Origin of the sequence: Gillisella vitis, assembly GCF_001541345.2 — a bacterium.
GTDB lineage: Bacteria > Pseudomonadota > Alphaproteobacteria > Rhizobiales > Rhizobiaceae > Allorhizobium > Allorhizobium vitis.
In genome coordinates this window covers 71028-83236 of sequence record NZ_LMVL02000007.1, presented here as the reverse complement: position 1 = coordinate 83236, position 12209 = coordinate 71028, and the positions used below count along the sequence as shown (strand labels likewise).

Below are 12209 nucleotides of genomic sequence, written 5' to 3'. Positions count from 1 at the left end.
GAAACGGCAAATCGGACAAACCACGTCTCATGACCGCTATCGGCTATGCAAGGGTCTCCACCGGCGACCAGGACACCGCCCTGCAACTCGACGCTTTGCGCAAAGCAGGTTGTGAAAGGCTGTTCGAGGATAAGGCATCCGGCACGAAGACTGACCGACTCGGATTGGCGGAGGCGATCCGCTACGTTCGCGACGGCGACACGCTCACAGTCTGGAAGCTCGACCGCCTCGGCCGGTTGATGAAGCACCTCATCGAGATCATCACCGAACTGGAGGCCAAAGGCGTCGGCTTCCGATCCATCACCGAAAACATCGACACCACGACATCCGGCGGTCGCCTGGTCTTCCACCTGTTCGGCGCGCTGGCACAGTTCGAGCGCGATCTGATCCGGGAACGAACACGTGCCGGTCTGCAAGCCGCAGAGGAACGCGGCCGACGCGGTGGCCGACAAGTCGTCGTAACCCCGGACAAACTTGCCAAAGCCCGCCAGCATCTGGCGGTCGGTTTGAACGTCCGGGAAGCCGCGGCCCGCGTGAAAATCGGGAAAACCGCCCTCTACGAAGCTCTCAAGGCCGAAAAAGCAACGACATCCACGGTCAAACCAACCTGAGTTCCGGATACGTTCTTAAAAGTCGGACAGATTCGCCACTTTCGTGTCGTGAAGCCTACTATGCTAGTCGATCCCGGAGCGGCCCAGTCCCCGCGGATCGTGAAACCATCCGCGTCCTCGTCCATGTCGGCATACGCGCACACCGAAAGGCTGAGATATTTCCCGACCAGACGCGTCGTGGTGGCCAGGATCGCGTCGGCATCGGACAGCGACGATGTCTCTGTCCCAAGCCGGTCGAGAAACCGGAGGCTATCCACTCCAAGAAACTTCAAGTCGTCGGGATAGTCTGAACCCTCATTCAATTGCGTTTTCCTCGTCAGCAGCGGCCCAGTTGCCCTAAAATATTTGCAGAAAGTCTTATTGGAAAGAGGCATGGCTGTCATGCGAAAGCAAGAGGTGGGCCAACCCTCTGTCGAGCTCGATCTGTCCGCAGCGGTTAAAAGCAGGGACAAATGGTCCGCACTTAAAAGCCCCCGTGCACGGCGCCTCGTACTACAATCTGCCGCTCGTCCTGCGCTGGGTGACCGGCAACATCGGCATCCACTTTTGCACCATTTCTGGAGCAAGGCTCCTTACTATCGCGGTCAAGGCGTCGGCAACGTAAGTGCGTCCGGAGCGAGGCTTTTTTCAGCGTCAGCTTTCGAGCTTCACCGAAGCGATCCAACTTAACAGGAGCGAACCAGTGTCGGCGGGGTCGGAAGGACTTCAGCGGTGACGAAAGCGATTTCAGAACGCCGAACCATCGAAGAGCCGCCATGGAGCATGCACCTCAGCAAAATTCGCTCTTATCGAACGACTTTCCCATGCTCAATCTATGAGTTCGCGCCGGACAGCTTCTACAAGAGCATGAGCCCGATTTTTGCAACCAAGTTTTTTTGTAGCTAACTTCAGGTAGCTATCGACAGTCGCCGCCTGGAATTTACTGCCCTCAGCAATTTCTGCTGTCGTCATTCCTTCGGCGGCCAAGCGCAAGCAGATGATCTCCCCTTCCGTTAACTTTGAACTCTCGGCTGCGAACCGTTCCACCAGGGGGCCAACGACCGACGTGTACAGAGGACGCGCAATCTGCCGAAGAAACTCGATTTCGTCTTCTGTGAAAGGCTCGCGGCGCATGAACCCAACTGACGCGCACACCAAACCGTTTCGTTTGACTGGAAACACTGTCCGGTTTCGGATCGAAAAGTTTTCGGCCAATTGTCTGAATCGCACGGGCACTTTCCGCTTTGGGTAAACGAGGCTCTCTAACGCGACGCATTGAGTTTCTATAACATAGCGCAAAAGCGGATCAGCTTCGTAGAGCTTGTCGGAAAGATACGTCTCAGCCAGTGCGGGCGGCACGTCCGACTCGAGGTGAAAGGTGGTTTCTCCCAGACGGTACCCGTCGAGATCGAGCCCGCTGACGCTGACATGGTCAAAGGGCACTGCATTGCGCAGTCGATCCACGAACGCGTTGTCGCGGATTGGCCGAAACTGCGGCAGCGAGCGCAAGTCGATGATGTCATCGGCATTGTCCCGGTTATTACTTCGACTAGAACGCATGAGACGACTGATCCAATTATAGCTGCCGGAATCGGCGCGTTCTCTTAGATATGTCTTCTCAAAACGATTCGGTAGGTTTATGTGCCTTGCCCACCCGTGCCCGTCGATCTCGCGCGAGAACCGTTTCGCCCCACCGTTGGATTGCGTGATATTGTTCATTCTCTAAGAGTTTCGATAAAATTAATCTTTCTCCCCTAGATTCGGATTAAGGCGCGGTTTGTGCTGGATTGGGGAGTGTCGTTATGCTGTCGTTTCTCTCAGGCAAAGCTGGCCAGCTCGTACGCGCGCTTGATAGTTCGATGGCGATTATTGAATTCGACCCCACTGGAAGTGTCCTCAAAGCCAACAAAAACTTCTGCGATTTGATGGGGTATTCGGAAGCGGAGCTCATCGGCAAACATCATCAGATCTTTGTCGATGCGGGATATGCCAAATCCTCAGCTTACGTCGCATTCTGGGAAACGTTGCGCGGTGGCGACTTCCAGATCAGCGATTTCAAACGGATCAGCAAATCCGGCAAAGAGATCTACATCCGCGGAAACTATAATCCGATCAAAGACCGAAGCGGTAAAGTGGTGCGCATCGTCAAGGTCGCCAGTGATATTACACAGAGCAAACTGAATGCGATTGAAAGTGCCGCAAAACTCGATGCCATCTCCCGTGCCCAGGCCACCATTGAATTCGCACCTGACGGAACCATCCTTACCGCGAACGAGAATTTTTTTGCAGACGCTCGGATATGCGCTTTCGGAGATTGTCGGCCGGCACCACAGGATATTCGTCGAAAAGAGCTACGCCGCCTCGGCCGACTACGTCGACTTTTGGAAAAGGCTGTCTACCGGAGAATTTGTCACTGACGAATTCAGGCGCATCGGCAAGTCTGGTCAAAGTGTCTTCATTCAGGCATCCTACAATCCTATCTTCGATCCCGATGGTAAAATCTTCAAGGTGGTCAAGTTTGCGACTGACGTCACAGGCCGCGTGAACAATGTCGAGGATTTAGCTGCCAATCTCAATGCGCTGTCGGAGGGCGATCTTTCCCGCGAACTGCCCTCACCGTTCATCCCGGCTCTGGATCGGTTGCGGCTAGACTTCAACAGTGCCTCGCGCAAACTGCGTATGGCAATGGCGAGTGTGGCCGACAACGCTCGTGCCATAACGGCCGGATCGAATGAGATCAAGACCTCTGCGGACGACCTTGCCAAGCGTACCGAGCAGCAGGCTGCCTCGGTTGAAGAGACCGCCGCAGCCCTCGAAGAAATCACAACAACGGTGAAGGATTCCAGTCGCCGCGCCGAAGAAGCTGGCCGTCTGGTCGATCGGACAAAAACTCACGCCCAGCGTTCCGGACAGGTGGTAACCGAAGCCATCCAGGCGATGGACCAGATCGAGGAATCGTCTCGTGCAATTTCAAACATCATCGGCGTTATCGATGAAATTGCCTTTCAGACCAATCTTCTGGCGCTGAATGCTGGCGTCGAGGCCGCTCGTGCCGGCGACGCCGGCAAAGGCTTTGCCGTTGTTGCGCAGGAAGTGCGGGAGCTTGCACAACGCTCGGCTAAGGCGGCCAAGGAGATCAAAGTCCTGATCACCGCATCCAGCGCACATGTCGCAAATGGTGTTTCGCTTGTTACTAAAGCAGGATCCGCCTTACAGGAGATTGCATCGCACGTGGCCGATATCAATACCGATATCTCCGCCATCGTCGATGCCTCAAAAGAACAGGCGATTGCCCTTGGTGAAATCAACCAGGCCGTCAATACCGTGGATCAAGGGACGCAGCAGAATGCTGCGATGGTCGAGCAACAGACGGCGGCAAGTCATGGGTTGGCTGGAGAGGCGCAAGCGCTGTTCGACCTGCTTGAGCAGTTCCGTTTCGACGGCGTTGACTCGCCACCTAAGAAAAAAAGCGCTCCAGCTGTCATCAAACCTGCGACGCGGCCGTCGGTCGTGCGGGTGTCAAGCCGCGGAGGCGGCGCACTCGCCGTCGAAGCCAGCTGGGAGGAATTTTAGCCGCCGATAGGAGCACGCGGAGTGCATTGCGCATGAGATTCGCTGTCATCCAATACGAGAGTCTACAACGCCTTACACGTTTCATTCCCTGAATTACTGGATCAGTTATCGGAAGCCGAGCAATCCGATGGCCTTACACAGCCGAAAATAACGGCTGCTCGATCAGATGTCGCTTTGCTCAGTCATCTTTCCGTTGGAAACATAGGAAACGAGGCTGTGAAATGGCGCGCCGTCAGCAAGTGACAGGCAGATGGCGGCTCTGCAGACTCCGTTGGTCTCGGGTATGAAGGGGTCACGCAAATTGCTGATCGTAGCCAGTCGCCGCCTTACCTTGTCCTAGCGGATATGTAGAACATTTGCTGGGCCTCACGTCGCGTTTCGATGAGGTTGGCCGCGTGCAGCTTCGAGATGCTGCGATGACGCTGATTGATCCAGCGGCACATTCTTGGTGAGATCGCCTGCACTCGTTTCACTCTGCGACACAAACCTCAGCATCTGCAGTCGTTTCGGAATGGCCACACCTTTCCAGCTTTCACCCATCTGAAGGCTCCTTCAAAAGGTTGAGGCGACCCCTTTGTCCGGAAATACCCAATTATTGTTTTAAAAGACCGAGCATCGAACTTTTTGCAGTGCCGGCCTCTCTTGATGTTCCTTGCCGGCGGTCGTCGCAACCAGAGTGTATATGGCAGACGCATCCATTGGTCGGGCATAAAGATATCCCTGTCCGGAAGCACAGCCCAGTTCATCGAGCCGGATAGCCTGTTCGATCGTTTCGACGCCTTCGGCCGTAACCCGCAAGTCCATTTTCCTCGACAGTTCAAGCATGAGTTCGACGATTGCATCGCTAGACGCATCTGTCAGCATGGTGTCTATAAAGCTCTTGTCGATCTTGATAACATCGACTGGCAGGCGCTGTAGATGCGTCAGCGAGGCGTAGCCCGTGCCGAAATCATCAAGTGCGACCGAAGCCCCCTTCTTGCGCAGGCGCTGAAGCGTAGCGGCGACAGCCTCTTCTGTTCCTTCCATGAACACGCTTTCGGTCACCTCGAGCCGCAAGCTGTCGAGCGACAAAGCATAGCGCGCGAATGCCGATGCGATACGGCTTTCGAGATCGCCCCGTGAGAAGTCGGATGAGCTGATATTGATGCCGACGCGGAGAGGTTTGAGGCCGCTATCATACCAATTGCGCAGATCATTTGCGACTTTTTCCAGCATCAGGCTGGTGACTCGATGCGAAATGCTGGCGTCTTTCAGGGCTTCGTGGAAATCGCCCGCAGCCCTCACACTACCGTCGGCAAGACGCATGCGCACCAGCGCTTCGACACCGACGATCTCGCCGGTCTGAATTCGGACGATGGGCTGGTAGTAAGGAAACAGGCGATTTTCTGCCAGTGCTTCCTCAACTTCATTGGTGACAGCGAGTCGGCGGGAAATCTTCGTTCTCAGACCGAGTTCGAAATGAACATATGTGCCTTTGGCTGTCTGCTTTGCGTGATAGAGCGCGAAATCGGCATTCTGGCAGAGAACCTCCGCATCGGTACAACCGTCGCAGATCGCTCCTCCCAAAGTGATTTTGGGATTGATGGTCACACCGTTGAAGGTCATCGGTTCGGAGACGGCCCGAATCAATCCGCGCGCGATCATGGTCATGCCGCGGTTGCTGACAGGCTTTTCGATCACCGCCGCGAATTCATCTCCTCCAACCCGAAACACAGTTCCCTTTTTGCCCATTTGCGAAACCAGACGGTTGGCGATCTCCTTGAGAAGAACGTCTCCTGCCCCATGGCCAAGCGTGTCGTTGGTGACCTTGAGATGATCGACATCAATCAGTAACAGCCCGAACTCAGCACGATCCTGACTAATCTGACGATCGATTGCCGCCTTAAAGCAGGCGCGATTGGCAAGGCCGGTCAAGGCATCGCTGTTCGCCGCTTGGACGAGACCGCGTTCCTGCCGATATCTTTCGGTGACATCCTGCAAAATGCCAAAGAGGCGGCGTGGCGCGCCATCGATCATCTCGACGTCGCTAACGATATGAACCCAACGCTCCTCTCCCTCAGGTGTCAGGATTCGGTAGTCCCGATCGGTGCCATCGCCGTTTCCGTCCATCGCAGCCTTGATCCGGCGCTCGACGTGCTCGCGTTCTTCCGGCGCATAACAGCCAAGCACCTTTTTCCGTGTCAAAGGCATGCCAATGGGAAGCCCAACGGTTCGATAGATCTGATCGGACCAGATGAACTTGCCTGTCAGCAAATCCATTTCGAAGCCTCCGACTTTGGCCGATCGTTCCGTCTGCTCGAACCGGGCTTGACGGATACGCAGTTCGCGCTGTTGTTCCCTTAGGATCGATGCCTGACGGTGTTCCCGCAGGAGCCCGAGAACGATGGTGGCAAAGCCCTCAAGTCGCCTCAAATCCTCATCCTCAAATCCGCGCACTTCCCGGTCCATGACGCAAAGACTGCCGAGACAAATGCCGTTTTCGATCAAGGGAACGCCGGCATAAAAGCGAATTCCGAGAGCCCCCTTCATGATGGCATTGTTTCTGAACCGCCGGTCCTGGAGGGTGTCGGACAAAATGAGTGGCTCTTGATAGGTGACGACATAGTCGCAGAACGAATGCTTGCGAGCCGCGCGGTCGAAATCGAGCCCATGCTTGGCTTTGAACCAGACCTGTTCCGCATCCAAAAGGCAAATCAGCGCGATGGGCATGCTGAGAATGGACGAGACAAGGCCAACGACGGCGTCGAATCCCTCTGCCGGCGGCGTATACATGGTACCGCTTTTGTTTAGATACTGCAGTCTGGTCTGTTCCGTTCCCGTCATCTGAAAACAATCGTCTAAAGGACCCTCGTGGATCGGTTGAAGAAAGTACGCGCTGTTTTTATTCTTGTGCCCCGCGTTTTAAGTCCGAGTTAAATTGCCAATGGTTGGCACGAACTTTGTTTGTGAGAGCGAGATTTCATTCAGTAGCAATAACAAAAGCTTTCCAGCAGATCTAACGCGATCATGCGGGAACGGGGCTAAGTCACTTCTGTCGGCTCATCGTTGACCTTCGCCAGCGTCTTGGTCAAAGCAACGACACTGCGTTTAACAATTTTCACTTTTATCTTGGCAAATGCCTTGTTCAGCGCCTGTCCTTCGCTGGTGGCTAAAAACCGCGTGATTTCGTCATCCGGGAGCGACATGCTTTCGGATGACCGTTCAGAATTTTCATCATTGTCGCGAAAGAAATATGAGATAGGCACCGCGAGGAAATCGGCAATGTTCGACAAGCGGCTTGCGCCAACCCTGTTGGTGCCCTTTTCATACTTCTGGATTTGCTGAAACGTGATGCCGAGGGCTTTGCCCAAGGTTTCCTGGCTCATCCCGATCGCACGTCTGCGGGCTTTGATTTTTTGTCCAACGTCGAAGTCGGTTTCATGTGGTATTTTCGGAAATCCCAAGGCTCTCTCCATTCAGTTCAGTGAAATATGCAGGTTACGATGCGCGGTGTAGAGAATATTCCGTGGTAGTATTCTCTACAACCGGCTCTCATTGCCGCACATGGCGATACGAGAAATATTCGCGCGCATCGCGCACTTTCTGGGCGACGACCGCGAAGCCCTTGCCGGCATCGACGGCACGGGCAGCCTCTAGACCTGCATTCAGCGCCAGCAGTTGTCTGGAAAGCGATCTCATCGATGACGCCGATGGGTTGAAAATCTCGCCCGATGACTTTTCGATCTGGTCCATGGCGCCGATGTCAAACGCCCACCACCTGGCCGGAATGTTCGGCGTGATCACGGGTTCGGGTCACTAACTGGCCCCCTTCTTCGGCACGGCGGCTGGAATCCTTTACCGTCGTCGTGATCTCCTCAAGCGCAGAGGCCGTCTGCTCAACCGAGGCTGCCTGCTGCTCGGTCCGCTTTGCAAGATCATCCGCCGCGGTGCGGGTCTCTGTCGACCTGGCCGAAGCCCCGAGCATTGTCGCCAACCCTCGCCATGGCGCGTTTCAGCTTGTCAGATGCAGCATAAAAGTCGGTGCGCAGCTGTTCGTGCGAGGGAATAAACGGCTTGTCGATCTTCTGAGACAGGTCCCCATCGGCGAGACTATTTCAGGCACCGGCGAGTTGACCGACGTTTTCGACGCGACCATTCACGTCGATCGCAAACTTCACGATACGCACAATCTCCATTAATCGACATTTAATTATAAATTTAACGTTCGTCTGGTCAAATACGGAACAGAATCGTCACGCCTCCTGGAAACACAACCATGCCTCCTCCAGATCTCGATCAAGCCGGACGTCTTATTGGACCGCCGCTACAAGAGTTCAGTCGCTACATCGAGCAAGGCATGTCCTGCATCGTAAAACTGGTGATCGGTGAGCCGGGGAAATGCGCCCAGGCCGTCCAGTTTTCGATGACGCCGGATCAGTGCCGGGAAATTGCGCAGAACCTGATGATTTGCGCTCAGGTTATCGAGCTCGAACGGCCCACTGCACAGCAATGAGGTGACGCCAGTATTGAGGCCCGCATGACGTCTCAGCGTCAAAGGTTCGTTTGAGCTGATGGCATCAACGCGCCCAAGACAGGCATGCTCGCACTTTATAATGGCGGATGATGTTTGGACTTAGTGATGTTGGAAGGGGATATTACCGGTGCTGCGGATCTAGAGCGTGTCCGTTTTACTCGGGGTCATATCCGCATGATTTGAAGAAGTTGGCGCATTCTTGCGGTTCGAACAATGTGACGATCTGGCCGACCGTATTCCATAAGCCCTTGACCGTTCGCTCGGCTTTGGCGCGCAAGACAGCCTTCAACTTGGCGAAGGCCTTCTCGATTGAAGTATGGACTGTAGGGAGGAAGGTAGAGTAACCGGCATCCCGCACCTTCGATTGCGTGACGCACTCCTTCCGCCTTGTGTGCAGGCAGATTGTCCATGATGACGATGTCGCCTGGTGCCAAGATGCGAACGAGAACCTATTCGACAAAGGCCTGGAACGCGCCTCCGTTCATCGCACCGTCGAGGACCATAGGCGCTGTAATGCCCGAGAGCCTGAGCGCCCCGGTGAATGTCGTCGTCTTCCAGTGCCCGTGTGGGATCGGGGAGCGGCATCGATCGTCGCAACGGGCCCATCCGCGAAGCCGAGACATCTTCGTGCTCAGGCCGGTTTCATCAATGAAGACAAGCCGCGCCGGATCGAGATCGAACTGGCCGTCGAACCAGTCGCGGAGACGCTTCAGGAGGTCGGGACACTCCTGCTCCACTGCATGTGCGGTCTTTTTTGAATGTCCAGCCGCGCCTTCGCAGCCAGACATCGAGTGCGCTGCGGCCAATGGAGACGGCTCTCCCCTCACGCAATGGCAGGACCATCTCGTTGAGGGTAATGTCTTTCGCCTCTTTGATCATGCCGACGATGAGGTCCTCGTGGGCATCGAGGCGCGAACCGCCGCGTCGGCCCTGTTTCGCAGGCTTCAACCGACCAGCGCGCGCACTCGCAATCCAAGCGATCGCTGTCGAAATGCCAATCTCAAATCGGTCGCTGCTGAGCGCGCCGACATGCCATCCCGTGACGCAGCCAGAACGCGACTACTCAGATCATCGCTGAAAGCTCGGGCATATTGCCTCCGACCAAATCACCATTCGGAGCGATTGAACCAGAATTCGGGGGTCAGGGGAATCCTCAACACGATTCCGTTCAACGGACGCGCTCTAGCGCCAAAGCATGGAAGCCGGTTTACCGTTGTGGGGGAGCGAGATTAAAGCGCCTTTCTCCGCTCTCAAAATTTTTAATGATGGATCCCTTGGGACAATGGACGCCGTTGAACGACTTCTAGCTACTAGAGCTGTAGGGGGAAGGTTGAATGACCCGCCGGAAAGGCATCGCAAAGATCTGATACACGAATGACTTCCAATTTATTGCGCCGGCGACGACAGAAGTTAACCAGTCGGCATTGTCGCGCACAGCAACCTAGAGGATCTCTGAAATGAGTGAGGTCCGCTCTATTTCCCCTTCATTGCCAACAATGTTTGGGTGTCGCAACCACGCCGCGCTCGTGCAAAATCGCACATAGGCGACGGCAAGGTGGGCAGTCAGCCATACCGATGGATTGAGTTCACTTCGGCCATAAGTATGCCAGAGTGGCTCGACTTTCATGGATAAGAACCGAGTTCAAGGTAAGGAAAGTGCGATGATCTGACTACCGCCGCAATATCGGCGGCGGCTTTGAAAATTAGTCGACCGGCTATTTCTGTCTCCACCGTATTGGCGGTTGGCGCATCAAGAGATCTTACTTTCGCTCCACGACTTCCTTCGGCAGAGCATGGCCATGGTGGCGCTGGTATATATCGTTGAGTTTACCGTTCTTCAGATTGTCGGCAACCCATTGATCGAGTGCTGCGAGCAACTCAGGCTCGTTTTTCCGGACACCGATGGCAAGGTCGAAGACGCGGATCGTAAATTTCGGCTCGAACGGATTTCCTTTGCTCTTTACCGCAATCTGTTTGATCAGCGCTTCTGAGGAGGCGACAATCGTCGCCTGCCCCGACACAGCTGCTGTCACCATCGCGCCTTCATCATCATAGCGGGCGATCGTGTAACCGAACTCCGTTGCCCGCTTCGTCATGTCCGTATCCTGCGTCGTTCCACGGCACACGGTAACGACCTTGCCTCTCAGATCCGTCCAATCCCTGATCTGCAGCGAAGCGGGTGCAGCGACCATAGACAACTGGCCGGAATAGGGCTTCGAAAACGCGATGACCTGCTTACGCTCCGGAGTCACTGCCAGGGTCGAGATGACGACATCTGCCTTGTTGGTCTGCAGGTTCGGGATGCGTGTCGCGCCGGTCGTCTGGATAAGTTCCAGCTGAACACCCCAGTCTCTCGCAAGCAGTTCGGCAGTTTCGACATCCGAGCCGACAGGTTTGAGACCTGCATCGAGCATCCCGTTCGGTGGGCTGGCAAGATCAATCGCCACGCGGATCTTGCCAGCCGTTTTGATGTCGCTGAAACTGTCTGCTGCCGCTTTGGCCGCGACTGTCACAGCCATTGCTCCTAAAATGCCAATTATGGCCAAAGTCTTTCGGATTGCCATGCGTTCTCCTCCACTTTTTCTCTTGTTGACGGCTTTAGGAATTTAACCTCGGAAGCCTTGCGCAATGGCAAGGCTTCCGGGTCCATTCGGAATTCACGGTGGCAAAATCACTCCTCCAGACCCAACCACCGCAGTCGCTAGCGACTTGGTCGCTGTCACTTTGGGTTGACGATCTCCGCCGGGATTGGCGTGCCGTGATACTTCTGATAGATCTCGTTGAGCTTCCCGTTCTGAAGGTTTGAAGCTACCCATTCGTTCAATTTCGCCAACAGTTCTGGTTCGTTCTTGCGAACGCCAATCGCGAGGTTCAGCACGCGAATGGTGATCTTCGGCTCAAAGGCCAGCGTCGGGTTCTTGTCATGAACCTGCTTGACCAGCGTGGCGGAGGTCGCGATCAACTTGGCCTGGCCGGATACGGCGGCTGTCACCATCGTCGCATCGTCGTCGTAACGCGTCACCGTGAAGCCATGCTCGGCCGCCATCTTGGTCAGCTCGGTATCCTGGGTCGTGCCGCGGGTCACAGTGATGGCCTGCCCCTTGAGATCGGCCCAATCCTTGATCGGCGAGGCCGCCGGCGCGGCGATGACGGACTGGAGGCCAGCATAGGGCTTCGAGAAATCGATCACCTGGGCGCGTTCCGGGGTGACAGACAGGGTGGAGATGACGATATCCGCCTTGTTGGTCTGCAGGTTCGGAATACGGGTCGCGCCCGTCGTCTGGACGAACTCGACCTCGACACCCCAATCCTTGGCCAGCTGCTGGGCCGTCTCCACGTCGGAACCGACGGGCTTGAGGTTCGCGTCCAGCATGCCAGACGGCGGGATGGCAAGATCGGTTGCGATGCGGATCTTCTTTGCGGCCAGGATGTCGGCAAAGGTGTCGGCGGATGCCGGCAGCGACTGGCTTGCTAGAACAGCACCTACTGTACCAACCAGTGCAAGCGTTTTCAGAAATTTCATCTTTATTCCT

General features: G+C 55.5%; 10 protein-coding genes and 4 pseudogenes. 4 read left to right on the top strand and 10 right to left on the bottom strand.

All coding sequences use genetic code 11. The features are described from left to right. Positions 1-29: 29 nt before the first annotated feature. A complete protein-coding gene (locus ASB66_RS21380) occupies positions 30-611 on the top strand; it encodes a recombinase family protein (protein WP_060716648.1) in 582 nt (193 codons plus the stop codon). Between the two features lie 53 nt (positions 612-664). Here the strand turns inward: ASB66_RS21380 and ASB66_RS26890 are convergent. Next, positions 665-859, bottom strand: a pseudogene (locus tag ASB66_RS26890) (hypothetical protein); the annotation flags it as partial. A gap of 221 nt (positions 860-1080) precedes the next feature. Here ASB66_RS26890 and ASB66_RS26885 point away from each other — a divergent pair. Then, a pseudogene (locus ASB66_RS26885) lies at positions 1081-1193 on the top strand (fatty acid desaturase); the annotation flags it as partial. 225 nt (positions 1194-1418) lie between these two features. On the opposite strand, the gene ASB66_RS21365 reads toward ASB66_RS26885, so the two are convergent. After that, the gene (locus tag ASB66_RS21365; protein WP_060716649.1) at positions 1419-2309 is read right to left on the bottom strand and encodes a LuxR C-terminal-related transcriptional regulator; all 891 of its coding nucleotides are present in this window, start codon (positions 2307-2309) and stop codon (positions 1419-1421) included. An 83-nt stretch (positions 2310-2392) separates the two neighbouring features. Between ASB66_RS21365 and ASB66_RS27045 the strand changes: the two are divergent. Next, a pseudogene (locus tag ASB66_RS27045) lies at positions 2393-4163 on the top strand (methyl-accepting chemotaxis protein). Positions 4164-4529: 366 nt separating this feature from the next. Here the strand turns inward: ASB66_RS27045 and ASB66_RS21355 are convergent. The 5 genes from ASB66_RS21355 to ASB66_RS21335 all read right to left on the bottom strand — a co-directional run bounded on the left by ASB66_RS21355 (position 4530) and on the right by ASB66_RS21335 (position 8127). Next, positions 4530-4703, bottom strand: coding sequence for an ArsR family transcriptional regulator (locus tag ASB66_RS21355; protein ID WP_081088925.1), 174 nt, complete (start codon positions 4701-4703; stop codon positions 4530-4532). Positions 4704-4763: 60 nt separating this feature from the next. Continuing rightward, positions 4764-6935: a putative bifunctional diguanylate cyclase/phosphodiesterase gene (locus ASB66_RS21350; RefSeq protein ID WP_060716650.1), complete on the bottom strand. Its 2172-nt coding sequence runs from the start codon at positions 6933-6935 to the stop codon at positions 4764-4766. A 248-nt stretch (positions 6936-7183) separates the two neighbouring features. Next, a complete protein-coding gene (locus tag ASB66_RS21345; RefSeq protein ID WP_234823942.1) occupies positions 7184-7606 on the bottom strand; it encodes a helix-turn-helix domain-containing protein in 423 nt (140 codons plus the stop codon). An 88-nt stretch (positions 7607-7694) separates the two neighbouring features. Continuing rightward, complete coding sequence (locus tag ASB66_RS27040) at positions 7695-7895, bottom strand: methyl-accepting chemotaxis protein (protein ID WP_060716652.1); 201 nt, start codon at positions 7893-7895, stop codon at positions 7695-7697. A 10-nt stretch (positions 7896-7905) separates the two neighbouring features. Beyond that, positions 7906-8127, bottom strand: coding sequence for a hypothetical protein (locus tag ASB66_RS21335; protein WP_060716653.1), 222 nt, complete (start codon positions 8125-8127; stop codon positions 7906-7908). A 291-nt stretch (positions 8128-8418) separates the two neighbouring features. Here ASB66_RS21335 and ASB66_RS21330 point away from each other — a divergent pair, with 291 nt between their 5' ends. Next, entirely contained in the window at positions 8419-8655 is a 237-nt protein-coding gene (locus ASB66_RS21330) for a hypothetical protein (protein WP_060716654.1), read from the top strand. Positions 8656-8830: 175 nt separating this feature from the next. Here ASB66_RS21330 and ASB66_RS21325 read toward each other — a convergent pair. The 3 genes and pseudogenes from ASB66_RS21325 to ASB66_RS21315 all read right to left on the bottom strand — a co-directional run bounded on the left by ASB66_RS21325 (position 8831) and on the right by ASB66_RS21315 (position 12199). Beyond that, positions 8831-9707 (bottom strand): annotated as a pseudogene (locus tag ASB66_RS21325) (IS630 family transposase). Positions 9708-10436: 729 nt separating this feature from the next. After that, the gene (locus ASB66_RS21320; protein WP_060716707.1) at positions 10437-11195 is read right to left on the bottom strand and encodes a transporter substrate-binding domain-containing protein; all 759 of its coding nucleotides are present in this window, start codon (positions 11193-11195) and stop codon (positions 10437-10439) included. 200 nt (positions 11196-11395) lie between these two features. Continuing rightward, on the bottom strand, positions 11396-12199 hold the full coding sequence (locus ASB66_RS21315) for a transporter substrate-binding domain-containing protein (protein WP_060716655.1): 804 nt from the start codon (positions 12197-12199) through the stop codon (positions 11396-11398). Positions 12200-12209: the final 10 nt, after the last annotated feature.

Coding starts and splice junctions, on each gene's coding strand:
- ASB66_RS27040 (WP_060716652.1), bottom strand. CDS start 7,895: ATGGACCAGATCGAAAAGTCATCGGGCGAGATTTTCAACCCATCGGCG.
- ASB66_RS21365 (WP_060716649.1), bottom strand. CDS start 2,309: ATGAACAATATCACGCAATCCAACGGTGGGGCGAAACGGTTCTCGCGC.
- ASB66_RS21355 (WP_081088925.1), bottom strand. CDS start 4,703: ATGGGTGAAAGCTGGAAAGGTGTGGCCATTCCGAAACGACTGCAGATG.
- ASB66_RS21335 (WP_060716653.1), bottom strand. CDS start 8,127: ATGCTCGGGGCTTCGGCCAGGTCGACAGAGACCCGCACCGCGGCGGAT.
- ASB66_RS21380 (WP_060716648.1), top strand. CDS start 30: ATGACCGCTATCGGCTATGCAAGGGTCTCCACCGGCGACCAGGACACC.
- ASB66_RS21315 (WP_060716655.1), bottom strand. CDS start 12,199: ATGAAATTTCTGAAAACGCTTGCACTGGTTGGTACAGTAGGTGCTGTT.
- ASB66_RS21350 (WP_060716650.1), bottom strand. CDS start 6,935: ATGTATACGCCGCCGGCAGAGGGATTCGACGCCGTCGTTGGCCTTGTC.
- ASB66_RS21330 (WP_060716654.1), top strand. CDS start 8,419: ATGCCTCCTCCAGATCTCGATCAAGCCGGACGTCTTATTGGACCGCCG.
- ASB66_RS21320 (WP_060716707.1), bottom strand. CDS start 11,195: ATGGCTGTGACAGTCGCGGCCAAAGCGGCAGCAGACAGTTTCAGCGAC.